Source organism: Streptomyces sp. NPDC046977, assembly GCF_040644455.1.
Taxonomy (GTDB): Bacteria; Actinomycetota; Actinomycetes; order Streptomycetales; family Streptomycetaceae; genus Actinacidiphila.
The window spans coordinates 14,442-40,130 of the sequence record NZ_JBEYWO010000052.1 but is presented as its reverse complement, the minus strand read 5'-3'; the positions used below and the strand labels follow the sequence as shown (position 1 = coordinate 40,130).

Sequence of the window (25,689 nt, the reverse complement as noted above, 5' to 3'; positions counted from 1 at the left end):
GTCTCTTTTCTTCATTCCCCCCGCCGGCCGCCCCCCCGCCCCGCCCCCGCCCCCCGCCCCCCCCCCCCCCGGGGGGGGGGCCCCCCCCCCCCCCCCCCACCGCCCCCCGAGACCCGCCACGACCCCAGGAGCAGCAGACATGCGTCTGTACACCCTCACCGGCGCCTCGGCGCTGGACGACCCCGACTTCGGCCACTTCGACGCCGACGCCAACGGCGCCTTCGGCTTCCCCAACGAGCTCTCCGACCGCCTCCGCGCCTTCCACATCGAAGGCAAGCCGGCCTGGGAGGACGACGTCGAGCGCCAGAACCGCCTCATGCGCGAGGAGCTGGAGCGCCGCAAGGACCCGGCGACGCTGCTGGATGCCGTGCAGCAGCTCGTCGCGGCCGCAAGCGGCCTCCCGGTCACCCAGGCCCCGGAGCCTGTGCAGTCGTCCAGCGACCCGGCGCAGGCCGGCCAGCAGGACCCGGCCCTGACCCAGAGCGACGCCACGGGCGGCGACAGCGGCTCCGTCGAAGGCGAGACGCAGGGCGCCGACCTGGGCAGCGACAGCGGCTCCGTCGAGGGCGAGACGCAGCCCGGCACCGAGACCGCGCAGGGCGACGACTCGGCCAAGCCCGCCAGGAAGACGGCCGCCAAGAAGGCCGCCTCGAAGGACAAGTAGCGGCCCCCGGCGCCGGAAGGAGGCGACCATGCCCGTCGACCCGTACGTGACCGCCGCCGAGTTCGCGGCGCACCCCACCTACCTCGAGCTCGACAACCTGCGCCAGGACGTCACCGAACCTGCCGCGCAGACCGCCGTGCTCACCAACCTGCTGCTCGCCTCTTCGGACTGGGCGGATGGCGAGTGCAACCAGCCGCTCGGCGCTCACGTGATGACCCGGAAAAGTCGGGCCCGCGTCGACGCCTACGGCAACCTGCAGCTGGTCGCCAGCCACTGGCCGATCATCGCGGTCACGGCGGTCGCCTACGGCCCCAGCCCGACGGCCCTGACCCCCGTCCTCGACCTGTCGAGCGTGTGGGTAGAGGCAGACCGCATGGCCCTGCTCCCGATCAGCGCGCCCAGAAGCACCGGCGCCGGGCTGTTCGTCAACTGGACCTACATCGCCGGCCGCGTCGCCGCCCTCACCAACGAGAGCGCAGACGAGGGCGCGACCTCGTTGATGGTGACCAACCCCCTCGGGATCCTCCCCGACCAGTCCTACCGCCTGTGGGAACCCGGCTCGGAGGAGACCGTCACCGTCGCCAGCGACTATGTGCCGCCCCCTTGGTCGCCGGTACCTCAGCCGACCGAAATCCCGCTGGCAGCACCGACGCGGCACGCGCACGGGGAGGGGTTCAGCGTCAGCGGCTTCACCGCGGACGCCCGCCTCGCGGTCATCAACTACACCGCCAGCGTCCTCATGCGGCCCGACACGACCGCCGAGGACGAGTTCCCGGACAACAACATGTCGTCGACCCGGGACAAGGACAGCAGGCCCACCGGGCTCGGCCTGGTGAAGGAAGCACGTCGCATCCTCGCGTCGCTGGCGGCGGTGAGCTGATGGCCATCGCCGCTGTCCTCGACGGCATCGCCTGCTACTTCGGGGGCGACTTCGACGAGCCGACCCGCACCTACCGCACCTCAGCCATCCCCGGCGTCGGCGTCGTACGCCGCGGGGCCCCCAAGGACGACAAGGCCGCCGACTACTTCAACGGCATGCAGGCCGGGGCCCGAACCGGCAGCGTCGTCCTCGTCTTCATCCCCCGCCAGCACGAGATCCGGCGCGCCCTCGGCGGCGAGCACTCCGGCCTCAAACAGGTCGTCTACGAGGTCCTGCTCCGCGTCTTCCTGCGCAGCAACACCTCGTATGCGGAGGACGCCCAGGACGACGCGTACGCCCTGCGCGACGCGCTCGTGGAGTGGATGCGCCGCGACCGGACCCTCGGCGGCGCCGTGTTCCAAGCCGGTGAGCACATCACCGAGGCCGGTGCCGACGGCATCGACGTCGAGTACTCCCAGTCCGCCACCACGGCCGGCCTCACGAAGGGCTACTTCGAGGTGCGTTTCGCCGCGGTCGAGTTCGTCGAGGCCTGACCCCCGACACCCCGCTGCCCCAGGCCCTCGCACCGGCGGGGGCCTTCGCCATTCCCGGACCGGAGGGCCACATGCCCAAGACCACCAGTACCAAGGGCCCCCAGGACGGGGCCGAGCCCATCCCCCCGGCGGACGAGGCGGCCGTCGTCGAGGACCAGGCCGCCGCCCCGGCGCCCGTACCGGACGCCCCGGCGCCCGCACCAGATGCCCCGGAGCAGCAGCCGGGCGGGGTCTACGAGTACGTCCACGGCATCGGCTGTGTGTACCCGCACGTCCCGCTGACCTGCCACGCGCACCAGCCCGCCGTACCGGCCACCGACAGCACGCCGGAGATCCCCGAGCGCGCCGCGACGGTCTTCGACTGGCCCGACGGGCCGCCGGACGACGGCCGCTGGGCCAGGACCAGGAAGCGCCCGAATCAGGCCGCGGACAACGCCGGCGGCCTCCTGAGCAGCAAGGAGTAACCGGTGAGCACCCCTGTTACCTACGCACCGGCCAAGCAGTTCGTCGGCATCGCCAACGAGGTCACCCAGGGCACCCCGGTCAACATGACCGGCACCATGCTCCTCGACAGCTTCAAGCCGAAGGACAGCCCGAAGTGGCTGGAGGACAAGGCCTGGCGCGGCGCCATGGCCACCGACTCGTTCGCGCAGATCCAGGGCACCCAGATCAGCGAGCTCGATCTCGGTGGCCCCGTCTTCCTCGACGGCCTGGGCTACCTGCTCCGGAACCTGATGGGCGACCTGTCCGTCACCGGCACGTCGACCGGCACGGGCGGGACCACGCTGTCGTCGACCGCGACCGTGGGCGCCTCGAGCATCTCCACTGCCGCGACGATCCCCAGCGGCACTGTCATCCAGATCGGCAGTGGGGCCACGGCCGAGGTTTTCACGACCGGCACGCCGTCGGGCTCGGGGCCGTACACGATCCCGCTGACCACGCCGACCGGCGGCCTGGCTTACCAGCACGCCTCCGCCCAGGCCGTTCAGCCCGTCACCGGGCCGTACACCTACGCCTGGAGCCTCCTCAACTCCGGGTCCGGTCAGCCGCCGTCCCACACGCTGACCCACATGCTCGGTCCCACCGCTACATCCGGCGCGCGCCAGTACCCGGGCAGTTGCTTCTCCGAGCTGGGCCTCAAGTGGAACGCGGAGAGCGATCTCTTCACGTTCGACGCGAAGGCGACTGCCTACCCGTCGGTCGCGCTCGGCTCACCACCGGTCGCCAACCCCGGCAGCATTGCTCCGCTGGCGTCGTGGCGGATGTCCGTCGGCATCGGCGGACCGGCAGCAGGCGGCACGCTCATCCCGACCGTCACCGACGGCGAGATCAGTATCAAGCGTGAGCTGTCGCCGTACTTCACCGGCGGCGGAGCTCAGAAGCCGTACATCATCCAGCGCGCCGGCCTGACCGTCGAGGGGAAGTTCAACTTCATCGCCGCCAGCGAAGCGCCCTACCTGTACATGATCAACAACACGCAGCCGCAGGTACAGCTCCTGATCTCCAACAGCCTCGCAGGCCTCGCCTACGGAGCCGTGCAGATCGACTTCGCCCAGGCAGCTTTCACCGAGTCCGAGCCCGACGGCAGTAAGACGGCGGTCGAGTACAGCAACACCTTCAAGGCGGTCTTGAACACGACGAACGCCGGGGGCAGCGGCAGCTACAGCCCCTGCAAGGTCAGTGTGACCTGCAACGTCGCCCCCGGCACCTACTAACCCGCCGCATCCAACAACCCTCACAACCCTCACCAGGAGACTCCCATGTCCGACCGCACCGCCCTCCCTTCCGGAGCCTGGATCGAGCTCCGGGACCCGGCAACCCTCCGCCGCGGCGACAAGAAGCGGATCATGAAGGGCGTCCAGTCCCTCGACGCGGAGCTCGGCGTCGTCTACGACCTCAGCGACGGCCTCCTGCAGGTCCTCACCATCGCCTGGTCGTACGACCTGCCCCTCCCGTCCGAGTCCCCCGAATCGCTTGACCTGCTCCCCATCGAGGACGACCAGGCGCTGCTCGACCTCCTCGAGCCCGCGCAGAAGCTCCTCTTCCCGCAGCCGCCCGAGGCTACCCCGGCACAGCGGGCGGACCCGGCGTCCCCTACCGAGCCCTCCGCCGGCTGAAAGCCCGGCTGGAGGGACGCACCCCGCCTGGAACTCACGCCGAGACCGCATACGACCAGGCGCTGATGTACGTCTGGTACGCCGAGCGCTACCGGTGGACCCCCGAGCAGGTCGACGCGCTGCCGGCCTGGCTCGACAGCGTCATCCCCGACGTCGCCGCCCTGTTCGACGAGGTCCGCGAGGACGCCCAGGAGCAGGCGCAACGCGACGCCGAACGCAAGGCCAACCGCTGACAGACAGGGGGTAGCCCCATGTCCGGCGGCGGGGTCCAAGTCATCGGCGTCGCCCGGCTCAACGCACAGTTCGTGGCTCTGGAGCACGACCTGCAGCGCGCAACGCGGCTGGCGACCGCGCACGCCGCGCACCTGGCCGAGGCCGCCATCAAACAGATCTTGACGACCTCGAGCCACCCCAAGGGAACCCCGACACCGAGCGCACCGGGAGAGCCGCCCTCGCTGGTGACCGGCACGCTCCGCAGATCCATCAAGGTCGTCGGCCCCATTCCCGCGGGCTTCGGCAAGTGGCTCGCCGAGGTCGGCCCGACCGCCGTTTACGGGCGGATCCAGGAGCTCGGCGGCACTGCGGGATATGCCGAGCTCCCACCCCGCCCGTACGTCATGCCCGCCTACGAACGCCTCGTAGCAGGCGGCGCCATCGCGCGGACCTACCACATGGCATGGCGGGCCGCGCTCGCGCGTGGCGCCGCCCACTGACCCACCCACACGCGGGCCACGCCCCAAAACCCGGAAGGGGGTGGGGCGGTGAGTGGTGGCGGCGGAGGCGGCGGCGGACTTCTGCCCCCCGTAGTTGTACGAATGCTGGGCGACATCACCCAGCTGCGGGCCTCCATGGCTGAGGCCCGCGCCCAGATCAACGGCACCGCGGCGGGAGCCCGCGCGGCCGGAGCGACCATGTTCGCCGGCATGGCCCGCATGGGCCGAAGCGTGAGCCTCATCGGGGTCGCGGCCGGGGTCGCCAGCGTGAAAATGGCTGGCGACTTCGAAGCGCAGACCATGGTCCTCCACACGGCTGCCGGAGAAACCCTTTCGGGCCTCAAGACAGTCCGTGCGGGGATTCTGGATATCGCAAGGGACACCGGTACCGACTGGCACAACCTCACCGAGGGCATGTACCAGATCGAAAAGGCCGGACATCGTGGTGCTGACGGCCTGAAAATCCTCAAGGCTGCATCCCAAGGTGCGCGTGAGGAAAACGCCTCACTGGAATCTGTCACCAACGCCATGACCTCGGTCATGGCGTCGTATCACATCAAGGCCAAGGACTCTGTCCAGGTCATGAATGCGATGAAGACGGCCGCCGGTGAAGGAAAAATGACGATGGAGCAATTCGCTGCGTCGCTTTCCACCGTGCTGCCGATCGCATCCGCCAACAAAATTAGCTTCTCAGAAGTGTCTGGCGCACTGGCGACCCTGACCCAGCACGGCACAAGTGCCCGTGAAGGCACACAGGAACTCGCATCTACGATCCGATCCCTGGCCTCCCCGAACAATGTGGCAGTCCAAGAGATGCAGCGCCTCGGCCTCTCTTCCACCGACATCGCAACGAAACTCAAGGATGTCAAGGACAAGGGGCGGGGCCTCGCCGGTACGTTCGACCTACTCTCGCGCACCGTCCTATCGAAGATGGGCCCCAGCGGCACGCTTCTGCTCAGCTCCTTCAACAAGACCAAGCAGGCCGCAAAAGACGCGGACATGATGGTCCAGGCGATGCCCAAAAGCATTCAGGCGCTCGCCAAATCCTATGGAACCAGCTCAATGTCTCTCGGCGACTGGCGAAAGGCACTCAAATCACTCCCGCCGGAGCAGGCAAACCTCCTCACCCAGTACGCGACTCTCCGCAACAAGACGAATGGGTTCAGCGCGGAATTGAAGCGCGGCGGTCCCGCCGCCCAGACCTACACCGAAGCCATGAAGAAGATGCTCGGTGGCGCTATCGGACTCAATACCGCTCTGCAGCTCACCGGGGAAAACACCGAGGACTACAACCATCGCGTCGAGAAGATTCGGAAGTCCTACGAGCACGCCACCCATGACGTCGAAGGCTGGGACCAAACCCAGAACCTTCTGAACGTCAGGCTCGCGAAGGCCAAGCAATGGGTCGAGACGCTCGCAATCCAGATCGGAACGAAGCTGATTCCGGTCATCATCAAGGTGATCGACTTCTTCGGTCGGCACAAGACGGCGGCGACGGCGCTGGCGGCCGTGCTCGGCGGGATCTTGCTCCTGTCGGTTGTTGCGTACGCCGCGAAGCTCACAATGGCGGTGCTCCGCCCGATCGGTGCCATGGCCAAGGCGGGCGCGGCCGGCGTCCGGATGGGCGCCCGGATCGTGCAGGGCTTCCGCTCCGCCCAGGTCGCCGAGTCGGCTTTCAGCGGCCGGGCCGGCAGCTTCGGCGGCAAGCTACGCAAGGCCTTCGACGCGTCGATCTCCGGCGCGAAGCGAGCCGGAAGCGCAGTCGCGTCGTTCGGCCGTGCGGTCGGCCGAGCAACCGCGGCCGGCAGCAAGGCGGCCCTCTCCGGGCTGGCATCCGGCATGCGTGCTGTCGGCACTGCGGCCAAGTCCGCGGCCCTCGCCGTCGGCCGGGCCAGCCGTGCCATGGCGGCCTCGGCGCTGTCCGCGCTGCGAGCAGCTGGCGCGTGGGTCGCCCAGAAGGTCGCGTTGATCGCGTCGACCGTCGCGGAGAAAGCGGCCGCCGTCGCCCAGTGGGCTTTGAACGTCGCCATGGACGCCAACCCCATCGTTCTGATCGTCATTGCGATTGCTGCCCTGGTCGCCGGGCTGATCTACGCGTACTACCACTTTGCGGGCTTCCGGCGGGTCGTTGACGCCGCCTTCCACGCGATCGGTGCCGCGGTCTCCTGGGTGATCAACTTCGTCAAGTCGCACTGGCCGCTGCTGCTGGCGCTGCTCGCTGGGCCGATCGGCCTGGCGGTCCTGTGGGTGGTCAAGCACTGGACTGCCATCAAGGAGAAGACGCTGGCGTTCGTCTCCGCCGTCGTCGGCTTCGTGAAGTCGCACTGGAAGCAGATCGTTGGCTTCCTGACCGGCCCGATCGGCATCGCGGTCACGTGGATCGTCACGCACTGGAAGAAGATCAGCAAGGGCTTCTCCGACGCCTACCACGCCACGGTCAACGTCGGCCGTTCCCTGCTCAAGTGGGTGTCGGACCTGCCAGGCCGCATCTACCGCTGGCTCGCCGGACTGGGCGCGTCCCTGGGCCGCATCGCAAGCAGCGCCTGGCACAAGTTCCTCGACGGCCAGATCAAGGGCGGCACGGTCGTCCTCAACTGGGTCAAGAAATTGCCCAGTAAGGCCCGCGACGCCCTCGGGAAAATCGGCACTTATCTGTACAACTCGGGCCGTGCGCTCTTGCGCGGATTCGCGGACGGTATCTCGTCCATGGCCGGGTCCGTGAAGGATGCCGCCCTCAAGGTCCTCGGCCCCGTAAAGCGGTTCTTCCCGAACAGCCCTGCCAAGGACGGCCCTTTCTCTGGCCGTGGCTTCACCACCCACTCAGGCCGCGCACTCATGCAGGGCATGGCCGACGGCATTCTCGCGTCAAAGAGCCTCGCCGTCCGGGCCACGGTCGGCGCCGCCGTCGACATGCAGAAGGGCTTCAAGTCCGAGCTTCAAATCTCCAGCCCCAGCCGGAAATTCAAGGCGTTGGGCGCATGGGTCATGCACGGCATGGTCGACGGTCTCACCGCGTCGACCGCCCGTGTCCGGAGCGCGACCCAGCGCCTGGCCCGCGACTTGTGGGTCGATTTCGGGTCGTCGCACAAGGGCCTGCAGCGCACCGTCGCCAAGGACAACGCGCTGCTGATGAAGCTGGCGAAGAACCGGGATGCCGTCGCAACGAAACTCAAGGCGGCGCAGAAGAAGCTCGACGACCTGAAGAAGACGTGGACGGCGAAGCGCGACGAAATCGCCAGCGGGCTGATGCAGGGGATCTCGGTCATCACCGAGTCCCCTGAAGAGGGTCGCGCCGTCAACAGTTTCGACGTCGTGCAGAAGATGCGCGACCAGGCCGCGGCCGCCGCGACGTTCGCGAGGAACATCGCGGCACTGAGGAAGAAGGGCCTCAGGAGCGACCTGGTGGAGCAGATTGCCACAGCTGGCGTCGAGGGAGGCGGCGCCACAGCTCAGGCTCTTGCCGCGGCGACGGCCGGCCAGATCAAGGATCTGAACAGCCTGCAGGCGGGCATGAAGACGCAGGCCACCAAGACGGGGGCGGCGGTCGCCGACTCCTTGTACGGGGCGGGCATTCGGTCGGCTCAGGGCCTGGTCAAGGGCTTGCAGAGCCAGCAGAAGGCCATCGAGAAGCAGATGACGAAGATCGCGAAAGCGATGCAGTCTGCGATCAAGAAGGCCCTCGGGATCCGCTCGCCATCGACGGTGTTCGCGGCGCTCGGCCAGTACATCCCCCAGGGCCTGGCGAAGGGCGTCGAATCCACGACCCACGAGGCGGTCAAGTCCGTTGCAGCCATGGCCGCTGGCGTGACGGCGGCAGGCAAGGTCCAGGACCTCGCAGCCAACCGCAGTCGGCTGTCGCCGCTCCCCGTGGGAGCTGGCGCGGCCGGTGGACAGGTGGTTATCCACAACCACCTCTCGCTCACCGTCGAGGGCAGCGTCATGACGGAACGGCAGCTCGTCGACGTCGTCCAGAAGGGGTTCTTGCAGGTCGGAGCCCGTAATCCCCAGACGTACACCCCATACAAGAGGCGGTGACCGTGAAGCTCGAGTTCCTGCAGGACCCGTTTACGGCCGCGGCTATCAACACCAGCCTGTGGAACAACATCACCGGTGGCGCCGCGTCCCTCGACACCGTCAACGACCTCGTGTCGCTGGCGCAGCCCACCGGGTCCGGCGCCACCAACACGTTCGGCACGAACTCGACATGGGACGCGACCTCATCCGAGATCTACGCCCAGATCGGGACCGTGCCAAACGGCAACGGCACCACGAGCACAGCACTCCGGCTGATCCTGGACGCCAACAACTCCATCTCCATGCGGCTCCGGGCGGGCATCTTCGAGCTCGCCCGGCAGACCGCCGGCACCACCGTCATCACGGCGCTCGGCACCTACGACCCGAACGCACACCGCTGGTGGCGCATCCGGGAGGCCGCTGGCACCTTCTACGCCGAGGCCTCCGCCGACTCCTGGAACTGGACCACGCTCGGCTCGACGACGTACTCATGGAACGCGACCGCGCTGCAGGTCGCCTTCCAGACCAGCGCCTCGGCGACCGAGGTCCCCAGCCTCGTGGCCACGATCGCCAACATCAACAGCCAGGAGGGCGGCCCGTACAACCTGGCCTGGCCCCAGCTCGAGCACGCCTTCGGCGCCCGGTGGAACTGCAACGGCGGCGACAGCCCGCTCGACCGGTACGCCGACGTCAGCCTCCGTGCCCGCGGCTCCCGCACGATCGGCCGCGGCCGGCAGTACGAGCTCGACCAGATCCAATCCGGGGAGCGCACCGGGGCGTTCGACAACACCGACGGTCTCTGGGACCCCAACAACGCGGCCGGTCCCTTCTACGGGCACATCCAGCCCTACCAGCCGCTCCGAGACCGCGCCCAGTGGCCGCGTACTCGGAACCTCCTCACCCCCGTGCAGGCCTCGGGCGGCGACGTCGGCGGCTACCCGCTCGGCACCATCCCCCAGGGCAACGGCGGCGTGAGCACGTTCTCCGACGTCGACCCCTCCGGCGGAAGCATCGTCGCGTCCGGCACGGCATGGCAGGGCGGCCGGGTCTTCCAGTTCGCCGTCCCCTCCGGCGCCAACCTGACCATCTGCTACACGCCGCAACCCGCCGCCGAGCGGGGCGTCACCTACACGATGCAGATGCGGGTCCGGAACCTGACCCCGAGCACCTCGCTCCAGGTACACGGCGTGTTCGTCAGCGCCACCGCGGGCCAGGTCAGCACCATCACCCAAGGCAGCAGCGCGACCCTCACCGGGTCCGCGACGGCCGCCTGGACCACGGTCACCGTCACGGCCTCCGTCCGCGACGACGGCGCCTACCTCATCTGCGGTCTGCGCCTCACCACGGCCGCGGCCGCCGCCTGCACCATCCAGGTCGACGGCTGGCAGCTCGAGCGCGGCTCCGTCGCCACTCCCTGGACCTGCCCCGGCACCTGGTTCCCGATGTACTCGGGTTTCGCCGAGCGCTACCCGCCCTCGTGGGACGACTCCGGCACGTACGGCGTCGTGACCCCCACCGCCGTCGACGCGTTCTCGCTGCTCTCGCAGACGCAGCTCACCGACCCCCTGACCGCCGAAATCGGCCTGAGCAGCCCACGCTTCCTGTACAAGCTCAACGACCCCGCAGGTAGCCTCACCGCAGCCGACGCCGCTGGCGGCAATCCAGCGGCGGCACTCGGGAACAGCAAATACGGCCCCGGCAGCTTCGTATTCGGTACGGCGATCACCGCGACCGACCCCGTCGGCGGCATCTACACCGGTTCCACCGACACCGTCGCCACCATCACCAACGCCAACCCCGGCACCAACCTCATCGGCCCGGCGACTTTCCTCAACCTGGGCTCCGCCGGCATCAATGGACCGGCAGACCCGACCCGGTGGTCGAGGATGCTGGCCTTCCGGTACACCGGGCCGACCCCCACCACCGCCTCCTACCTGTGGTCTTCCATGGACCGCCAGCGGAGCTCCGTCGGCCCCATCGGCTCGCACATCTACATCTACCTCGACACCAGCGGAAAGCCGGTCCTCAGCGTCCAGGGGCCCACCGGGGCCTCCCTGAACGTCTTCCCCGGCGGCGCCACCAACTGCGCTGACGGAAACTGGCACCTGCTGCTCTTCGGCTACAACCAGGCCACAGGCCAGGCCGTCTTCAGCCAGGACGGCGCCGCAATCGCCTACTACAGCGGCCTCTCGCCCGACATCGCCCCCACCGGGCTCATCGGCGACAACGTCGGCGGCTTCGTCGACACCACCATTGGCAACGGTACGACCTACGCATTCAAGGGCGACATCGCCTTCGTCGCCGAGTTCGCGACGTTCCTCGTCACGGCACAGCTCACCGGCATCTACGCGGCATGGAAAGCCGCGTGCGACGGCGAATCCACCGACGCCCGGTACGCCCGCATTCTGCGGTACTCCGGCTACACCGGCCCGTCCTCGATCCAGACCGGCCTCACGACGTCCATGGGCCCGGCCCGGACCGAAGGCCAGGACGCGGTGACCGCGCTGCAGGCCGTCGTCGACACCGAGAACGGGGAGCACTACGTAGCCAGGGACGGCACGGTCGTTTTCCGGAGCCGTGCGGCCCGTTACAACGCCACCAGCTCGGCGTACGTTTTCGGTGAGCGCCAGGACCTCGGCGAGTGGCCGTACGAGGGAATCACTCTCGACTACGACTCCACCCACCTGGCCAACCAGGTCACGGTCACCCAGGAAAGCAGCGGCCAGACGTTCTACGCCCCGGACGCCACGTCCATCGCCAACTACTTCCCCCGGCCGCTGACCCGCACGATCAACCCGAGCAGCGCCCTTGAGGCACAGGACGCCGCCGGCTACCTCCTGTCCCGGTACCGGCAGCCGAGCACGCGCGTCGCCGGTCTGCGCCTGCATCCGTCGGCCATGCCTGCCCTGTGGCCGGTCGCCCTCGGTCTCGAGCTCGGTACCCGGGTCCGCGTCATGCGCCGGCCACCGGCCCCAGCACCGCCGATCACGATCGAGTGCTTCGTCGAGAAGATCGACTGGGAGCTCGCCGACGACAACGAGGCCTTCCTCACACTGCAGTGCTCGCCGGCGGACACGACTCCCTACGCCGTCTTCGCGGCCTGGCACACCACCCTCGCCAACACCATCGCTGCTGGCGTCTCCTCCATCACCATCAACGCCTCCCAGGACAACACCAACCTGCTCGCGGCCCAGCTCGCATCCGGGCAGCAGCTCGTCCTCGGCCAGAACACGGCCAACGCCGAGACCGTCACGGTCTCGGCCGTCGGCGCGACGTCGCCCGGCTGGACCACGGCCACGATCACGCTCACCACGGCCACCGCCAAGAGCCACACGTCGGGCGACGTGGTCTGCGAGCCGCTCCCAGCCGGCACGACGGACCCCACCACCTGGGACGGCACGCGATTCGACGCCTCAGCATTCGCCTATTAGGGGTGATCCGTCATGCCACGCACTGTGCCCGTCATCGCAACAGAAACGCCCGGCCTTGTTGTTACCTCGGCCTTGTGGAATGCCGCTGTAAAGGCGATGGGTGATTTCCTGATGGGAGGCGGCAGTAATGGTGTGCCGCGATTCCAGGGATATCAGGGCAGCGCCCAATCTCTCTCCACGGCAACGTTCACAAGTATCACTCTCGATCAGGAGACGATCGACAGCGACGGCGGACACAGCACCACCACCAACCCGTCGCGCTATGTCATCCAAGTCCCTGGCACCTATTTCCTGCTCGGCGAAGCCTGCTTCCCGAGCAACGCCACCGGAAACCGCGGGTCTCGACTCCAGGTGAACGGCGCGAACGTCCAGGGTGCCGCCACGATGATCCCCACTGCCAGCGGCAACGCCTGCGGTGCCCCCGCCGGCGCGCTCGTTGCCCTCAACGCGGGCGACTACGTGGAGATCCAGGGATTCCAGAGTTCCGGTGGCGCACTCAACACGGCGACTGCGACCGACCTTTCCAGCAGCCTGAAAGTCCTCTGGGTCGCCGGATAATCCATCCACCCTCCGTAAGAAAGGGGGAGGAGCGTGTCTACTTCGCAGGCATCCCCCCAGTGGAAAAGGCTCATCGACGCCGTCATGGCGGTCCCGGAGCGTATCTACGAGGCCTGGGAACCCGTCGTCGGCTGGAACAACGAGACTCCCTTCGGGGAGCAGTACGGCTGGGATGGCGTGCCCTGGTGCGTGATTTACGGCTGGGACATGTACGCCAACGTCGGCCTGGAGGCCATCGTCCCGAAGACCGCGAGCGTGTCCGCGTTCACGGCCTGGGCGCGCGTGCACGGCTGCTGGTCGCAGTACCCCTCGGTCGGCGCCTGGGTGAACATCGACAACGGCGCGCACACGGAGACCGTCGTGGGCTTCGACGCCACGTACGTCTACACCAAGGGTGGCAACAGCATCCAGGCCGGCGCCGCGGACGCCGGGCAGGGCAACGGCGTCTGGTCACACCGCACCGAGCGGCGCTCGTCCCGCGTGACCGGCTACCTGGCCCCCGTCTTCCCCGACGGCATCTGCCCCCCGACCGCCGACCCGGCGGATCCGCGGGGCGGGAAGCCGGCCGCCGCGTACCGGTGGGCCCCGGCCGTGGCCGCGATCATGCCGCCGTTCCCCGGCCGCGGGCAGTTCCTCCTCGGCGCCACCAGCGACCACGCCCTGCTCCTGCAGACGTGGCTCCAGCGAGGTAACTGGGGCCCCGCCTACCGGGTCGGCCCGTCCCGCACCATGACCGCCCTGGACCTGGCCAAGGTCAAGGCGCTCCAGCAGCACTACCTTTCCGCGCTCGGGCCGGCCGACGGCCTGACCGGCCCCAAGACCTGGCAATACGCGTACGAGGTCGCCAGCGGCCTCCGCAAGAAGTGAGGTCAGTCATGACAGATGCACAGCTGTGGGCCATGTTCCTCGGCGTCGTCGCTCCACCCGTCATCGCCGTCGTCCAGCAGCCACGATGGACAGCGCCCGCGAAGGCGTTCGTGATGGTCCTGTTCGCCTTCGGAATCGGCATCGGAACCGCCTACTACAACGGCCAGTTCACCGGCCACACCATCGCGGCGTGCGTGATGATCGCCGTCATCGCGACCGGCGCCGCCTACCACGCCGTATGGCGACCCACCGGCGTCGCGCCGGGAATCGAGAGCGCCACCTCCCCGGCCATCCAGCCGGGGCGTGCTGAGTGATGCCGGAGATCCTCGGCCTCAACATGGCCCAGGTCGGGCCAAGCAGCATCCTCGCCCTGGTCGTGCTCTTCATCCTCCTCGGCCGCATCGTCCCGCGACGGACCGTCGATGACATCCGGGCCGACCGTGACGCACAGTTGGCTGACGCCCGCAAGGAGCGGGACATCTGGCGCGACACTGCGCTGGCGTCCGAGCGGGCCCGCCTTGAGCAACAGGCGCAGAACGCCGAGTTGCTCGAGCTGTCCCGGACTGCCGTCCGGGTCCTGACCGCCCTCCCGTCCCCGAAGGTCGGGGAGGTGAAGGCGGATGCCGTGGATCCTGCGCCGTCGCCGGCAGCGACCTGACCCCGCGGAGGAGCGGCCGCCGACGCCGGGCCTCCAGGAGGCCATCCGGGCCCTTCACCGGGCCCGGCAGGCGTGCGAGGAGATCGGGCTGCTCGACCAGGAGGTCGGGCAGCTCGTCGACGAATTGCGGCGGCAGCGAGAAGAGAATCACTTCGCAGCGCGCATCCGCGCGGCCCTCGAGGAGGGGCGGTGAACGATCCGGCACGACTGACGAACCTGATCGGCTCGGGCTTGGTGGCTCTGGCCTGCGCCCGCTTCGTGATCATCTACCACCTGCGGGCACCATGGCGCCGGACCGCGACGGGCCGGCACATCATGGGCCTGGTCGCCGTCATCGGCGTCCTCGGCCTCTACACGATCCTCATCACCGTCTGGCCCGAGGGACTGTTCGCGGACATCCTCCGCGCCGTCCGCAGCACCATCCTCGTGGTCATGGCAGCGGTCATCCTCGGCTTCACGCGCATGGTCACCCACGCCCAGCGCCAGGATCACGACCGGCCGCCCGAGTAGTGCAAACCCTCCCGCACCGCCCCCCACCGCCTTCGGGCGGTGGGGGGACTTTTTGCGTTTTCACCGGTGATGTCAGTACCCGCCGCTACCGTCAGCATCAGAACCAGTGATCAGGGAGCGCCGATGCTCGAGACCAGCGATGTCCTGGCACCACCGCAGGCGCACGCCGTGCTCGCTGCCGCCCAGGACCCGGAGGAGACCGCCTTCGTCGAGCTGCTGCTCCGCGCGGGCCTCCGCGGCCGCGAGGTCCTCGACCTGGCCGTGCCCGAGCCGCCGGTCGATGGCGCCCTCACGCTGATCGCCCCCAGCTTCCGCCGGTACGAGCGCACGATCGCCATCGCCCCCACCACAGCTCGCGCCGTCCACGCCCAGGCGCAAGCCGCCGGCGTCCGGCCCGGTGAGCCCCTCTTCCCGGGTTGTGGGGAGATCCGCCTCGTCCAACGCGTCCACGGCCTGTGCGCGGACGCTGACCTGCACACCGACCTGGCGGCGCTCCGCCGTACCGCCATCAGCAGCGCCCTGGACGACGAGGCGACCCTCCTCAGCGACGCGCAGGCCTACTTCGGCTTCACCGTCGATGGGATGCTCCCGTCGCTGCGGCCTGGCGTTGATGTCTTGATCGCAGGGGTCCTCGAGCAGGCCTATCACTCCTGACGTATGGTCGGGAGTGAGGCTCCGCTGTACATCCCCCCCGTGCGGCGGACTCCAGGCCCCGCCGTACATCCCCCCCCCGTGCGGCGGGGCTGTCTGCTACCTGCGGTCCGGGCGGCATCGTTGGCAGGGCGTGACGTCCTCCATCCCGAGAGCCAGCTCCAGTTCCTTCCGGCTCAGCCACCCACCGCCCCGTACCTCGCAGTCCCCGCGGTGCAGTACGCCGCGCCCGTACCCGCTGCCGCTCGGATCCGGGACGCTCTGCAGGCGCCAGCGGAGGCCCTTGGCGTTGGGCATTCCTGACGGCCGCACTGCTCCGGCGCGGTCCGTACGCTCGGCGAGCGTCCCGGGCTGGACTGCGGGCTGCCGCGCGGGACGTGGCGCAGGTCTGGGCGCCGGGCGCCGCTCGGGGCCGCGCTGGGCCTTGGCGATTTCGGCGTCCACCGCGGCTAGCTGCAGGCGCAGGTAGGTACGGAGCACCTGTAGGCGCTCCAAGTCCGACGGCAGCTCGATCACGTGTTCGACTCCACGAGGGTTGCTCCCACCTGACCAGCGGATCATGACCTGCTCGGCCCTGCGGCTACGCTCCGGGCATGGCTGATGACTACCTCGAAGTATCGACAGCAACGGAGACACGCGACCAGGCGGTGGAACTGGCCCGGTCGGCGGTCGGAGAGAGACTGGCGGCCGGCGCCCAGATCATCGGTCCCGTGATCTCCGCGTTCTGGCACGACGGCCAGTTCGGCACCGGCGCGGAGTGGAAACTCCTCCTGACCACCGCGGCGGAACGTTACCCGGCCCTCGAGGCCCACCTGTTGGAGAACCATCCCTGGGGCAACCCCCAGGTCTCGGCGACCGCAATCGTCGCCGGCTCGGATGGCTGCCTGCGCTGGATCCGCGACAGCACCACGCCGCACCCCGGCGAGTAGGTCAGGCGAGCGCCTTCTCCAGCAGCTCGGCGACCATCGGCAGCGTCCGGTGACCGCCGAGCTGTCGCAGGACAGGCTCGAGGCGCTGCCGCGGCCGGACCGACGCCACCCCGGCGGACAGATCGAGAGCGCGGCCGGTCACCGCGGCTGCCTGCTCGACCTCTCCGGCGGCGAGGTAGGAGTCCGCGAGCCACGACATGTACAGCGCCTTGTCCCGGGCGTGCCGGTCGTCGTACGCCTCGAGCGCCTTCTCCAGGACGGGCACGGCGCGCAGCGGCCGGCGGAGCTCGGTCCAGCACCGGCCGGTCATGATGGCGAGCTCGGTGCTGTCGACCCATGCCGACCAGTCCGGCTGCGGAGTGCCGGCGGCCTCGTCGAGGGCGGTCCGCGCGGTCTCCAGCGAGCTCTCTGCCAACGCCGCGTTGCCCGCGACCGCGTAGGCCCAGGCGAGCCGCTCGAAGAGGAGCGCACGGACGCCCGGCGCGGCGTCCGGCCCGGCGGTAGCGCACGAGCGGGCGGCGATCTCAATGGCCGCCTGGCGGTCGCTGCCGAGGGCCTGGTACGCCAGGAAGGCCAGTGCATTGCCCGCCAGGCCCGCGTCACCGGCTTCCCCCGCCGCCTTGTGGCTGGCCTCGTACAACCCGCGCGCCTCAGCGTGGCGGCCGCCGTCGAATGCCGCCCAGCCAGCCTGCTGCGCCTGCTCGGCGAGGACGGAGAGCAGGCCGCGCCGGACCGGCTCGGTGCAGACGGCGTGCCGGACCGTGGCCCGGGTCCGCTGGTACTCGTCGAGGTAAACCCGGTACGTATCCCCGCCGCCGAGGATCTCGTCCAGGCCCCGCAGGCGTGCCGTGCGCTGGCGGAGCTGCTCAGGGGCGTCGGCGCCGAGGCGGCGCCCGGCCGCGAGGTGGACGGGCTCGGGGAGCCCTGCCGCGAGGCCCGCGCCAGCGGCTGCCGAGACCGAGACCTTCAAGAACTCTCGTCGCCGCATGTCGTCGTCGGCCTCCGCCGCGGCGGCCTCCCAGGCGCGCGCAGCCAGGCCCACCATGTGCCCAGGGATGCGGAACACGTCGGCGATGAGCGCGATCTTCTCGAACGTCGTGATGCGGCCGCGGCCACGCGCCAACGTCCCGACCCTCTCCGGTTTGATGTCGCAGGCCGCGGCGATCCGCGAGTAGCTGATCCCGGCCTCCCTGCGCGCCAGGAGGAAGACCGTACCGAAGTCATGCTGGCTGAGGGCGGCTTGCATCTCGGGCCGTTCCAGAACCTCCCGAGGCAGCACGGTCGGCGGTACGTAATCGCTCATGAAAGGGCCCCGTGCTCTTGGCGTTTGTAACCCGAAGTAAGCGTATCCCCACGATGGGTACCCGCCAGCGGGAAGCGAAGAACGCGCTGCGCGCGGATGGTAAAGCGATCAGTCCCCGGCGACCGCCTGACACGGCCCCGGGGCGGACCACCTGACGCGGAAGCAGGTAGCCATGGCACAGCGTAGACATCCCAGCCCCGGTGCGTTCACGGCATTCGGGAAGCGGCCGCGATGACCAGCAGCACGGGGGAGCCGCGTCGGGCCTTGATCTACGTCTGCACTACGCAGTACGGGGACGTCCACCGCGTCATGGTCGAACTCCGCGACTACGCCCAGCAGCACGGCTGGGAGGTCGTCGGTGAGTACGCCGACCGCAACGGCCTCGCCGCGACCGAGGCCGAGCGGCCACAGTTCCACCTCGCCCGGGCCGCCATCGCCGCAGACCACGCCGAGGTCTTCCTGACCAAGTACCCGGCGATGCTGGGGCTCTGCGGGGGCGAGGCCGCGGTCCCCGACTTCGAGCGGTGGCTCGCCAGTCACGGCGCCGAGGTCTGCACCGCCTGGCGGCCGCGGGTGCAGGCCGGTGTATGAGCAGCCTCCCGCCGCGTCTCGCCTCAACGACTCTGGAGAGCACACGATGCACGCGCTGATCGCTGCCCCTGTCGGGGACACTCACCTGCTCCTGCGCCCTGGCAGCCAGAAGGCCGTCAAGGTCGGCGCCGCCAAGTTCGACGAGCTCCGAAGAGCCGTCCAGGCCGCGGAGACGGTCCCGGCCTGGCTCGTCGACCCAGTCGCCCGCTCCTGGGGCCTCGACCTCACCGGCCGGGACGCCGCCGACAGCCTCCTCCTCCGCGACCCGGGGCCGTACGAGTTCAGCCGCGCCACGTACGAGATCAACCTCGGCTGCGACTTCGACTGCGAACACTGCTACCTCGGCGAGAAGAAGTTCGAGGGCGTCGACCTGGCCGGCAAGGAGCGGCTGCTCCTCACGCTCCGGGACGCCGGTGTCATCTGGCTGCAGATCACCGGCGGCGAGCCCCTCATCGACCCGCACTTCCCGTTCGTCTACGAGCGCGCCCACGAGCTCGGCATGCAGGTCGAGATCCTGTCCAACGGCTCGCGCCTGCGCAACGACCGCATCTTCAAGCTGCTGACCACATACCCGCCCACGAGGCTGTCCCTGAGCGTGTACGGCGCGACCGCAGAGACGTACGACGGACTGACAAGGCGGCGCGGCGCGTTCGACCGCTTTACCGAGGGCCTGTCCAGGGCAGTGGGCGCCCGGCTGAACGTGGACATGAGCCTGATCATCACCAGTCGCAACGCGCACGAGCAGGGCGACATGCGCCAGTGGGCGGCCGACCTCGCCGTCCCGTACCGCGAGTACGCCAACATCAGCCCGACCATCTACGGCACAGGCGAGACGCTGCCGACCCAGTCGCCCGAACACCTCACCCAGCGGGCGCCCTTCACAGGCTGCCCCGCGGGCGTCACCTTCTTCCACGTCGACCCGCACGGGCGCGCCTCGATCTGCAAGGTCGGCCGCGACCCGAACATCGACCTCCTCGCCGAAGGCGTGGAAGGCCTCGCCCGGCTCGGCGAGATCGCCGAGTCCCTCATGCTTCGCACCGGAGGCTGCAGCGGCTGCACGCTGTCCGCCACCTGCCGGGTCTGCCGGCCGATGGCGAAGGTCTTCCAGGAGGCGAAGGCACCACTGCAGAACTACTGCCAACACGGAGGTACACCATGACCCCTGCCCTCGCTCTCGCTGAGCGCCCCACCGTCACGCCGCCCCCGGCCGTGCCGGTTCTCGTGTCGCTGTCGGCGACGCGTACCGCCCCGGACCCGGACGCCGTCGAGCTGGTCGGCGACGTCGAGGCGCTCTTCGCCAGCAGCCTGCCGGGCTGCGGCAACGACAACCCGTACCAGTAACCGACCGCACACCGAGGGGGCCGCGGCACACGTCGCGGCCCCCTCGGGCCTTCCCAGTCTGGAATCCTCACCCCATGCCGACGCACCGGTACACCGAGATCCCCGCCGACGCCCTCAGCATCATCGAGACCCTCGCCGGGCCCGTCCTCAAGGCCGTGACCGTTTCCACCGGCCTGAACAGCGAGATCGCCGCCCGCATCTACAACAACGCCGACGAGATCGTGTTCGTCAAGGGCATGCGGGTCGACCACCCTCGGGTGTGGACGCAGGAACGCGAGGCCGCCATCAACGCCTACGTGCAGCCCCTCGCTCCCGCGATGCTGTGGCACGTACTGCACGGCGGATGGGACCTGTTGTGCTTCGAGGAGATCGACGGCCCCCACGCCGGCTACGAACCCGGCTCCCCCCACCTGCCTCTCGTCGCCGAGGCGATGCAGGCCCTCGCCGGCCTGCCGATGCCCGACCTCCCGCTCAAGACCATGCCGGACCGGATGCGCTCCTACAGCGACACCCCGGACCTGTTCGCCGGCGAGCAGCTGCTCCACACCGACTGGAACCCGCACAACGTCCTCATCGCCGACGGCCGCGCCCGGCTCGTCGACTGGGCCTGGGCCGCCCGCGGAGCAGCCTGGATCGATCCCGCGTTGTGGGTCATCTGGCTCATCGCCTCCGGCCACACACCCGAGCAGGCCGAGCGCCTGGCCGCCGAGTGCACCGCGTTCGCCGACGCCCCGGGGCCAAGCCTCAACGCGTTCGCCCGAGCTCAGAACCGGATGTGGGACGAGATCGCCGGCGACGCCCCCGACGCGTGGACGGCCACCATGCAGACGGCGGCCGCCGGATGGCACAGGCACCGCAGTGGCCGCGTCACATCTTGATGCGCCACCGGTCCGCGGGCAGCACCAGGTCTGCGGTCTCCACTGGCCGGCCTCGCTCGTCGTACCGCGTGCGCTCCACGACCAGGACGACCATCCCGACGCCGAGGCCGAGGAGGGTCGCCGACGCGCGGTCTAAAGTGCTGCCCGTCACGTGCAGTTGGTGCGTGACGTGAGGCCGCGCCGCGGCACTGCGCCTCCAGGTCGTCTGCACCATGGCAGGCCGGCTGTCCGGGTCCAGGAGCTCGACGCGCTCCCGATGCAGCTGCGTCCGCTCGGGAACACCCAGGCGCCAGGCGAGGCACGCATCCGCGCGGACGGTCGAGACTTCGGTGTCGCCGCGGCCGTGCGGCCAAGGGGCATCCGGCCGAACCAGGGTGCGCACAGCGGGACGATACGCAACCTGCAGTCTGGCTCGGGGGCGTCCCTCGACGAGTTCATCCGCGCGGAGCCGCTCGACGGCGAGACGGATGACGCCTTGGCCGACACGGTAGTAGTCGGCGAGGTCCCTCCACGATGGGAGCCGGGTGCCCGGTGGCCATTCGCCAGCGTTGATGCGGCGGCGCAAGTCCGCTGCAACGTGCTGGTAGCCGGGGGGCATCGGCGGCACCTCTGGGCGTTGACGATCTTGATGTCGGGGAGACCGTCACGCTAGTGATGCTGGCGATTTCTACTACGTAGCAGATATGTTGAATCGTCAAAGGCGCTCAAGCCTCGCGGGATGTACCGCGGGGCCATTGATGCTGGAGATAGTCGAACACCTGTTCACACTTTTGGGCGATCGACACTTTACTGACCCATGGGATGGACTGGTGGACCGCGAAAACGCGGCACATGGACGCGCCGGGTGCCGTGTCAGGAAGGCCCCCGATAACGGTGACCCGGCCGCGAGCAGCCCCCTCCCGCATGACTCGGGAGGGGGCTGTGTCTCCTCAACGTGAGTACGCACCCCGCACGTGCCCGACTCACCCAATCCCAACCCGCAGGGATGACAGCCACCCTTGCGTCCAGCCCGGCCGCCGGCCCGCCGTAGCCGCGGGGGGATCCGCTCGTCGCGGGGGAGATCGCCCCGCGGAGTTGGCCCGCTGACCTGCGAACTCTCCCTCATTGCGTGGGAGAGATTTGGGAGACGGGGCGGCGTAGGGCGAGCGTATTACGAGTGGTCGCGACCGTAGCGCCCCAAGCCACAAACGGAAGGCCCAGGCCGTCAGATACCTGACGACCTGGGCCGATGCAGCCAAACTGGCTGGTCAATCCTGTGCCCCAGGCAGGATTCGAACCTGCGACACCCGCTTTAGGAGAGCGGTGCTCTATCCCCTGAGCTACTGAGGCCACGCCCTGCGTGGACAGCGTCCCGGCAAGGCGATGCCGCCCCGGAGGGCAGCCCAGGACAGGGTAGCGGATCAGGGGCGGGGCGGTGCGGACGTACGGGTCCGCACCGGCTTAGGGCAAGGCGCCGTCAGGCGTCCTCCGCCAGGTCGGCCGTGTCGAGCGCCGAGGTCAGCCGGTCCAGGCGGGTGCGCAGGTCGATGATCTCGTCCAGGCCGAGCCCGGTGGCCGCGGAGATGCGGCGCGGCACCTGGAGCGCGCGCTCGCGCAGGGCGGCGCCGTCCTCGGTGAGGTGGACGGTGACCGAGCGCTCGTCGTCGGCGGAGCGCTCGCGGCGTACGAGTCCTGCCGTGTCCAGGCGCCTCAGCAGCGGGGAGAGCGTTCCTGAGTCGAGGCGCAGGTGCTCGCCGATGCGTTTCACCGGCAGCGGGCCGTGCTCCCAGAGCACGAGCATGACGAGGTACTGGGGGTAGGTGAGGCCGAGGTCCTTGAGGACGACCCGGTAGACACCGCCGAAGGCGCGGGACGCGGACTGCAACGAGAAGCAGATCTGCTGCTCCAGGCGCAGGTAGTCGTCGCCGGCCCGCGCGGATGCGGATGCGGGGGCAGAGGCAGGGGCGGTCATGGTTCCAGGGTATCCGAAGTGCCCACACTTTAGTTGTGCGCAACTGAGTTGTGTGCTCTACTTGTCGCAACGAGTTCGTACGCGATCGAAAGAGGACGGATTCCCATGGACGCGCTGTACACCGCTGTCGCCACCGCCAACGGCCGCGACGGGCGGGCCGTGAGCTCCGACGGCTGGCTCGACCTCGCGCTGGCCATGCCCCCGGCCATGGGCGGCAACGGTCAGGGCACCAACCCCGAGCAGCTCTTCGCCGCCGGCTACGCGGCCTGTTTCGCCAGTGCGCTGGCCCTGGTCGGCCGCCAGGCCAAGGTGGACACCAAGGACATCTCGGTGACCGCCGAGGTCTCGATCGGCAAGGACGAGACGAGCTTCGCCCTGGCCGTGGTGCTCCGCGCCGAGCTGCCGCCGGAGCTGGAGAACGAGACCGGCCGCCAGCTGCTGGAGCAGGCCCACCAGGTCTGCCCGTACTCCAAGGCGACCCGCGGCAACATCGACGTCGAGCTCGTCGTCGAGTAACCGGGACGCCGGGCCCAGGACGGTGGGCCCGCACGACGGAGACGAGGAGGACCCCGGCCGCCACCGTGCGGCCGGGGTCCTTCCCGTGTGTGGCTGAATGTGAGTCAGGTCACAACAGGCGCTGAAATATCCGGGGACGACGTCCCCGTTTACCCTTGTGTCGCGCAAGCGGGGACACGTTCCCCGGATGCGCGGCACCGGACAACCGTCAGGCAGTACACCCGGCACCGTGGAGAGGAGGACCCGTCATGGTCCAGACCGCCGTGAAGCAGCGCGCGGACGCGACACGCAATCGTGAGCGCATCATGGCCGCGGCCCGTGAGGTCCTCCTGGAGTACGGCGCCGACGCACCCCTCGACGAGGTCGCCCGCCGCGCGGGCGTCGGCAACGCGACGGTCTACCGGCACTTCGCCGACCGCCAGGAACTCGCGATCCAGGTGGCGCACTCGGTGATGGACCGGATCGCGGACCGCGCCGAGCGGCTGCTCGCCGAGGAACCGGACCCCTTCGACGCGCTGCGCGCCTTTGTGCACGAAGCCGCCGACGAGCGGGTGGGGGCACTGTGTCCCATGCTCGTCGCGCGCTTCGGCCAGGGTGATCCGCGTCTGGAGGAGGGCCGCGTCCGTCTGCACGACGGCGTCGCGCGCCTGATGGAGGCTGCTCGCCGGTCCGGACGGCTCCGCGACGACATCGACGTCGGCGATCTGATGGTGGCGATCAGCCAGCTCACCCGGCCGCTGCCGGGATCGCACTGCGACATGAGCCGTTTCATCCACCGGCACCTTCAGTTGTTCGTCGACGGTCTGGAGGCTCCGGCACGTTCGGTGCTGCCCGGATCGTCGGTGACGCTGGACGACCTTCGGGGGCACCACTGAGCCTCCGCCGGCGGCCGCGCGCCGTGGCCGGCCGACCGGTAATTCACTAGCCGACCATTTACCCTTTACGTACTGTAGGTCCCCTTCGTCTTCTCTGGTCCATGAGTCGCGCCCGCCCGCATCGGCGCGCGGCGCCCATGCGGTCCGCAGAGTTCACCGTCGTGCCCGTCTCCCCACCGTTAGTGAGTTCATCCATGTCAGAAACGGCCCACGCCCAGCGCTGGAAGGCGCTGGCCTTCATCGCGATAGCTCAGCTGATGGTCGTCCTCGACGGCACCATCGTGAACATCGCGCTTCCCACCGCCCAGGTCGACCTGGGCATCTCCGACGCCAACAAGCAGTGGGTCATCACGGCCTACGCGCTCGTCTTCGGCGGACTGCTGCTCTTCGGCGGGCGCATCGCCGACATGTGGGGCCGCCGTCGCACGTTCATCACCGGTCTCATCGGCTTCGCGGCCGCCTCGGCGATCGGTGGCGCCGCGGCCAACGAAGCGGTGCTCTTCGGCGCCCGCGCCCTGCAGGGTGCCTTCGGCGCGCTGCTCGCGCCCGCCGCGCTGTCGCTGCTCGCGGTGATGTTCACCGAGCCCCAGGAGCGCGCCAAGGCGTTCGGCATCTTCGGCGCCATCGCCGGTGGTGGCGGCGCGGTCGGCCTGATCCTCGGTGGCGCGCTGACCGAGTACCTGAACTGGCGCTGGACGTTCTTTGTGAACATCCCCTTCGCCGCCGTCGCCGTCTTCGGTGCGCTCCGGGTCATCCGCGAGCCTGCCGGCAGCCGCAACAACAGCAGCCTCGACATCCCCGGTGCGCTGCTCGCCACCTTGGGTCTGGTCTCGCTGGTCTACGGCTTCACCGTCGCCGAGTCCGACGGCTGGGTCGCGGGCAAGACCATCGCCCTGTTCGTGGTCGCGGTCGTCCTGCTGGTGTCCTTCGTGATCGTCGAGTCCCGTGTGAAGGCGCCGCTGCTGCCGCTGCGCGTGGTGACCGACCGCAACCGCGGCGGTGTCTACCTGTCGCTCGGCCTGGCGATCATCGCCATGTTCGGCCTCTTCCTGTTCCTCGGCTACTACCTCCAGGTCGTGCAGGGCTTCTCCGCCCTGAAGACCGGCTTCGCGTTCCTGCCGATGATCGCGGGCATGATCACCGGCTCGACCCAGATCGGCGCGCGTCTGATGAACCGCGTCCGGCCGCGGCTGCTGATGACCCCCGGCTTCGCGCTGGCGGCCGTGGGCATGCTGATCCTGACCCAGCTCCAGGTCGGCAGCTCGTACGCGGGCCTGATCCTGCCGGCGGAGATCCTGCTCGGCCTCGGCATGGGTACGGCGTTCATGCCGGCCATGAGCCTGGCCACGCACGGTGTGCAGCCGCGTGACGCGGGTGTCGCCTCCGCCATGGTCAACACCTCGCAGCAGGTCGGCGGTGCCATCGGCACCGCGCTGCTCAACACCATCGCGGCCAGCGCCACCGCCACGTGGATCACCTCCCACGCCGCGGAGGCCGGCACGCTGGGCAAGCAGGGCTTCATCAACGCGGCCGCGGTGCACGGCTACTCGACCGCGATCTGGTGGGCCGCCGGCATCCTGGCGGTGTCGGCGATCATCGCCTTCACCTTCATCAACGCCGGCCACGGCGGCAGCGTCGTGGCCGCGTCGTCCGAGGACGGCGCGGACGGCAACGCCGAGGACATCGTTGTTCCCGTGGTCGCCCACTGA

General features: G+C 69.4%; 29 protein-coding genes, 1 tRNA gene and 1 pseudogene. 25 read left to right on the top strand and 6 right to left on the bottom strand.

The window, feature by feature from the left end; translation table 11 throughout:
• Positions 1 to 139 precede the first annotated feature (139 nt).
• The 17 genes from ABZ883_RS40610 to ABZ883_RS40530 all read left to right on the top strand — a co-directional run bounded on the left by ABZ883_RS40610 (position 140) and on the right by ABZ883_RS40530 (position 15,599).
• Positions 140 to 664, top strand: coding sequence for a hypothetical protein (locus ABZ883_RS40610; RefSeq protein WP_360916476.1), 525 nt, complete (start codon positions 140 to 142; stop codon positions 662 to 664).
• Between the two features lie 28 nt (positions 665 to 692).
• Entirely contained in the window at positions 693 to 1,544 is an 852-nt protein-coding gene (locus tag ABZ883_RS40605; RefSeq protein WP_360916473.1) for a hypothetical protein, read from the top strand.
• Positions 1,544 to 2,077: a hypothetical protein gene (locus ABZ883_RS40600; RefSeq protein WP_360916469.1), complete on the top strand. Its 534-nt coding sequence runs from the start codon at positions 1,544 to 1,546 to the stop codon at positions 2,075 to 2,077. The genes ABZ883_RS40605 and ABZ883_RS40600 overlap by 1 nt, the downstream gene beginning before the upstream one ends.
• A 71-nt stretch (positions 2,078 to 2,148) precedes the next feature.
• Complete coding sequence (locus tag ABZ883_RS40595) at positions 2,149 to 2,541, top strand: hypothetical protein (RefSeq protein ID WP_360916466.1); 393 nt, start codon at positions 2,149 to 2,151, stop codon at positions 2,539 to 2,541.
• Positions 2,542 to 2,544: 3 nt separating this feature from the next.
• Entirely contained in the window at positions 2,545 to 3,792 is a 1,248-nt protein-coding gene (locus ABZ883_RS40590) for a phage tail tube protein (RefSeq protein WP_360916463.1), read from the top strand.
• Between the two features lie 45 nt (positions 3,793 to 3,837).
• Entirely contained in the window at positions 3,838 to 4,194 is a 357-nt protein-coding gene (locus ABZ883_RS40585) for a hypothetical protein (RefSeq protein ID WP_360916460.1), read from the top strand.
• Between the two features lie 65 nt (positions 4,195 to 4,259).
• Complete coding sequence (locus ABZ883_RS40580; RefSeq protein WP_360916457.1) at positions 4,260 to 4,427, top strand: hypothetical protein; 168 nt, start codon at positions 4,260 to 4,262, stop codon at positions 4,425 to 4,427.
• Between the two features lie 18 nt (positions 4,428 to 4,445).
• The gene (locus ABZ883_RS40575; protein WP_360916454.1) at positions 4,446 to 4,907 is read left to right on the top strand and encodes an HK97 gp10 family phage protein; all 462 of its coding nucleotides are present in this window, start codon (positions 4,446 to 4,448) and stop codon (positions 4,905 to 4,907) included.
• Between the two features lie 102 nt (positions 4,908 to 5,009).
• Positions 5,010 to 8,942 carry a phage tail tape measure protein gene (locus tag ABZ883_RS40570; protein ID WP_360916451.1) on the top strand — a complete coding sequence of 1,311 codons (3,933 nt, stop codon included), beginning with the start codon at positions 5,010 to 5,012 and terminating at the stop codon, positions 8,940 to 8,942.
• The gene (locus ABZ883_RS40565) at positions 8,939 to 12,352 is read left to right on the top strand and encodes a hypothetical protein (RefSeq protein ID WP_360916448.1); all 3,414 of its coding nucleotides are present in this window, start codon (positions 8,939 to 8,941) and stop codon (positions 12,350 to 12,352) included. The genes ABZ883_RS40570 and ABZ883_RS40565 overlap by 4 nt, the downstream gene beginning before the upstream one ends.
• Before the next feature lie 12 nt (positions 12,353 to 12,364).
• A complete protein-coding gene (locus ABZ883_RS40560) occupies positions 12,365 to 12,910 on the top strand; it encodes a hypothetical protein (protein ID WP_360916445.1) in 546 nt (181 codons plus the stop codon).
• Positions 12,911 to 12,943: 33 nt separating this feature from the next.
• Positions 12,944 to 13,777 (top strand): hypothetical protein, encoded by an 834-nt coding sequence (locus tag ABZ883_RS40555; RefSeq protein ID WP_360916442.1) that lies wholly within the window; start codon positions 12,944 to 12,946, stop codon positions 13,775 to 13,777.
• Positions 13,778 to 13,785: 8 nt separating this feature from the next.
• Positions 13,786 to 14,091 (top strand): hypothetical protein, encoded by a 306-nt coding sequence (locus tag ABZ883_RS40550; protein ID WP_360916439.1) that lies wholly within the window; start codon positions 13,786 to 13,788, stop codon positions 14,089 to 14,091.
• Complete coding sequence (locus ABZ883_RS40545) at positions 14,091 to 14,435, top strand: hypothetical protein (RefSeq protein ID WP_360916436.1); 345 nt, start codon at positions 14,091 to 14,093, stop codon at positions 14,433 to 14,435. Before ABZ883_RS40550 ends, ABZ883_RS40545 begins: the two co-directional genes overlap by 1 nt.
• The gene (locus tag ABZ883_RS40540; protein ID WP_360916433.1) at positions 14,398 to 14,628 is read left to right on the top strand and encodes a hypothetical protein; all 231 of its coding nucleotides are present in this window, start codon (positions 14,398 to 14,400) and stop codon (positions 14,626 to 14,628) included. Before ABZ883_RS40545 ends, ABZ883_RS40540 begins: the two co-directional genes overlap by 38 nt.
• Positions 14,625 to 14,945 (top strand): hypothetical protein, encoded by a 321-nt coding sequence (locus tag ABZ883_RS40535; protein WP_360916430.1) that lies wholly within the window; start codon positions 14,625 to 14,627, stop codon positions 14,943 to 14,945. Before ABZ883_RS40540 ends, ABZ883_RS40535 begins: the two co-directional genes overlap by 4 nt.
• A gap of 123 nt (positions 14,946 to 15,068) precedes the next feature.
• Positions 15,069 to 15,599 (top strand): hypothetical protein, encoded by a 531-nt coding sequence (locus ABZ883_RS40530; protein ID WP_360916427.1) that lies wholly within the window; start codon positions 15,069 to 15,071, stop codon positions 15,597 to 15,599.
• Between the two features lie 96 nt (positions 15,600 to 15,695).
• Here ABZ883_RS40530 and ABZ883_RS40525 read toward each other — a convergent pair whose 3' ends face one another.
• Positions 15,696 to 16,112, bottom strand: coding sequence for a DUF6233 domain-containing protein (locus ABZ883_RS40525; protein WP_360916424.1), 417 nt, complete (start codon positions 16,110 to 16,112; stop codon positions 15,696 to 15,698).
• 77 nt (positions 16,113 to 16,189) lie between these two features.
• Between ABZ883_RS40525 and cutA the strand changes: the two genes are divergently transcribed.
• A complete protein-coding gene (cutA, locus tag ABZ883_RS40520) occupies positions 16,190 to 16,525 on the top strand; it encodes a divalent-cation tolerance protein CutA (protein WP_360916420.1) in 336 nt (111 codons plus the stop codon).
• 1 nt (position 16,526) lies between these two features.
• On the opposite strand, the gene ABZ883_RS40515 is transcribed toward cutA, so the two are convergent.
• A complete protein-coding gene (locus ABZ883_RS40515) occupies positions 16,527 to 17,828 on the bottom strand; it encodes an XRE family transcriptional regulator (protein WP_360916417.1) in 1,302 nt (433 codons plus the stop codon).
• A gap of 231 nt (positions 17,829 to 18,059) precedes the next feature.
• On the opposite strand from ABZ883_RS40515, the gene ABZ883_RS40510 reads away from it, so the two are divergent.
• From ABZ883_RS40510 to ABZ883_RS40495, 4 genes are all read left to right on the top strand, one after another.
• Positions 18,060 to 18,419: a recombinase family protein gene (locus tag ABZ883_RS40510; RefSeq protein WP_360916414.1), complete on the top strand. Its 360-nt coding sequence runs from the start codon at positions 18,060 to 18,062 to the stop codon at positions 18,417 to 18,419.
• A 46-nt stretch (positions 18,420 to 18,465) separates the two neighbouring features.
• Positions 18,466 to 19,578: a radical SAM protein gene (locus tag ABZ883_RS40505; protein WP_360916411.1), complete on the top strand. Its 1,113-nt coding sequence runs from the start codon at positions 18,466 to 18,468 to the stop codon at positions 19,576 to 19,578.
• Complete coding sequence (locus ABZ883_RS40500) at positions 19,575 to 19,760, top strand: hypothetical protein (RefSeq protein WP_360916409.1); 186 nt, start codon at positions 19,575 to 19,577, stop codon at positions 19,758 to 19,760. The genes ABZ883_RS40505 and ABZ883_RS40500 overlap by 4 nt, the downstream gene beginning before the upstream one ends.
• 74 nt (positions 19,761 to 19,834) lie before the next feature.
• The gene (locus ABZ883_RS40495) at positions 19,835 to 20,638 is read left to right on the top strand and encodes an aminoglycoside phosphotransferase (protein WP_360916406.1); all 804 of its coding nucleotides are present in this window, start codon (positions 19,835 to 19,837) and stop codon (positions 20,636 to 20,638) included.
• Here the strand turns inward: ABZ883_RS40495 and ABZ883_RS40490 are convergent.
• The 4 genes and pseudogenes from ABZ883_RS40490 to ABZ883_RS40475 form a co-directional block, all read right to left on the bottom strand.
• Entirely contained in the window at positions 20,628 to 21,020 is a 393-nt protein-coding gene (locus tag ABZ883_RS40490) for a UTRA domain-containing protein (protein ID WP_360916484.1), read from the bottom strand. The two genes, ABZ883_RS40495 and ABZ883_RS40490, sit on opposite strands and share 11 nt — an antisense overlap.
• 39 nt (positions 21,021 to 21,059) lie before the next feature.
• A pseudogene (locus tag ABZ883_RS40485) lies at positions 21,060 to 21,236 on the bottom strand (winged helix-turn-helix domain-containing protein); the annotation flags it as partial.
• A gap of 658 nt (positions 21,237 to 21,894) precedes the next feature.
• Positions 21,895 to 21,967, bottom strand: a tRNA-Arg gene (locus tag ABZ883_RS40480).
• A 127-nt stretch (positions 21,968 to 22,094) separates the two neighbouring features.
• Positions 22,095 to 22,589 carry a MarR family transcriptional regulator gene (locus ABZ883_RS40475; protein WP_360916403.1) on the bottom strand — a complete coding sequence of 165 codons (495 nt, stop codon included), beginning with the start codon at positions 22,587 to 22,589 and terminating at the stop codon, positions 22,095 to 22,097.
• Between the two features lie 105 nt (positions 22,590 to 22,694).
• On the opposite strand from ABZ883_RS40475, the gene ABZ883_RS40470 reads away from it, so the two are divergent.
• From ABZ883_RS40470 to ABZ883_RS40460, 3 genes are all read left to right on the top strand, one after another.
• Positions 22,695 to 23,105 carry an organic hydroperoxide resistance protein gene (locus ABZ883_RS40470; RefSeq protein ID WP_360916400.1) on the top strand — a complete coding sequence of 137 codons (411 nt, stop codon included), beginning with the start codon at positions 22,695 to 22,697 and terminating at the stop codon, positions 23,103 to 23,105.
• A 248-nt stretch (positions 23,106 to 23,353) separates the two neighbouring features.
• On the top strand, positions 23,354 to 23,980 hold the full coding sequence (locus ABZ883_RS40465) for a TetR/AcrR family transcriptional regulator (RefSeq protein ID WP_360916397.1): 627 nt from the start codon (positions 23,354 to 23,356) through the stop codon (positions 23,978 to 23,980).
• A gap of 194 nt (positions 23,981 to 24,174) precedes the next feature.
• Positions 24,175 to 25,689: an MFS transporter gene (locus tag ABZ883_RS40460; protein WP_360916394.1), complete on the top strand. Its 1,515-nt coding sequence runs from the start codon at positions 24,175 to 24,177 to the stop codon at positions 25,687 to 25,689.

Bases quoted from the DNA above. Each gene is read 5' to 3' on its own strand.
- ABZ883_RS40610 (WP_360916476.1), top strand. From the start codon at position 140: ATGCGTCTGTACACCCTCACCGGCGCCTCGGCGCTGGACGACCCCGAC.
- ABZ883_RS40605 (WP_360916473.1), top strand. From the start codon at position 693: ATGCCCGTCGACCCGTACGTGACCGCCGCCGAGTTCGCGGCGCACCCC.
- ABZ883_RS40600 (WP_360916469.1), top strand. From the start codon at position 1,544: ATGGCCATCGCCGCTGTCCTCGACGGCATCGCCTGCTACTTCGGGGGC.
- ABZ883_RS40595 (WP_360916466.1), top strand. From the start codon at position 2,149: ATGCCCAAGACCACCAGTACCAAGGGCCCCCAGGACGGGGCCGAGCCC.
- ABZ883_RS40585 (WP_360916460.1), top strand. From the start codon at position 3,838: ATGTCCGACCGCACCGCCCTCCCTTCCGGAGCCTGGATCGAGCTCCGG.
- ABZ883_RS40580 (WP_360916457.1), top strand. From the start codon at position 4,260: ATGTACGTCTGGTACGCCGAGCGCTACCGGTGGACCCCCGAGCAGGTC.
- ABZ883_RS40575 (WP_360916454.1), top strand. From the start codon at position 4,446: ATGTCCGGCGGCGGGGTCCAAGTCATCGGCGTCGCCCGGCTCAACGCA.
- ABZ883_RS40570 (WP_360916451.1), top strand. From the start codon at position 5,010: ATGCTGGGCGACATCACCCAGCTGCGGGCCTCCATGGCTGAGGCCCGC.
- ABZ883_RS40560 (WP_360916445.1), top strand. From the start codon at position 12,365: ATGCCACGCACTGTGCCCGTCATCGCAACAGAAACGCCCGGCCTTGTT.
- ABZ883_RS40550 (WP_360916439.1), top strand. From the start codon at position 13,786: ATGACAGATGCACAGCTGTGGGCCATGTTCCTCGGCGTCGTCGCTCCA.
- ABZ883_RS40545 (WP_360916436.1), top strand. From the start codon at position 14,091: ATGCCGGAGATCCTCGGCCTCAACATGGCCCAGGTCGGGCCAAGCAGC.
- ABZ883_RS40540 (WP_360916433.1), top strand. From the start codon at position 14,398: ATGCCGTGGATCCTGCGCCGTCGCCGGCAGCGACCTGACCCCGCGGAG.
- ABZ883_RS40530 (WP_360916427.1), top strand. From the start codon at position 15,069: ATGCTCGAGACCAGCGATGTCCTGGCACCACCGCAGGCGCACGCCGTG.
- cutA (WP_360916420.1), top strand. From the start codon at position 16,190: ATGGCTGATGACTACCTCGAAGTATCGACAGCAACGGAGACACGCGAC.
- ABZ883_RS40515 (WP_360916417.1), bottom strand. From the start codon at position 17,828: ATGAGCGATTACGTACCGCCGACCGTGCTGCCTCGGGAGGTTCTGGAA.
- ABZ883_RS40510 (WP_360916414.1), top strand. From the start codon at position 18,060: ATGACCAGCAGCACGGGGGAGCCGCGTCGGGCCTTGATCTACGTCTGC.
- ABZ883_RS40505 (WP_360916411.1), top strand. From the start codon at position 18,466: ATGCACGCGCTGATCGCTGCCCCTGTCGGGGACACTCACCTGCTCCTG.
- ABZ883_RS40500 (WP_360916409.1), top strand. From the start codon at position 19,575: ATGACCCCTGCCCTCGCTCTCGCTGAGCGCCCCACCGTCACGCCGCCC.
- ABZ883_RS40495 (WP_360916406.1), top strand. From the start codon at position 19,835: ATGCCGACGCACCGGTACACCGAGATCCCCGCCGACGCCCTCAGCATC.
- ABZ883_RS40475 (WP_360916403.1), bottom strand. From the start codon at position 22,589: ATGACCGCCCCTGCCTCTGCCCCCGCATCCGCATCCGCGCGGGCCGGC.
- ABZ883_RS40470 (WP_360916400.1), top strand. From the start codon at position 22,695: ATGGACGCGCTGTACACCGCTGTCGCCACCGCCAACGGCCGCGACGGG.
- ABZ883_RS40465 (WP_360916397.1), top strand. From the start codon at position 23,354: ATGGTCCAGACCGCCGTGAAGCAGCGCGCGGACGCGACACGCAATCGT.
- ABZ883_RS40460 (WP_360916394.1), top strand. From the start codon at position 24,175: ATGTCAGAAACGGCCCACGCCCAGCGCTGGAAGGCGCTGGCCTTCATC.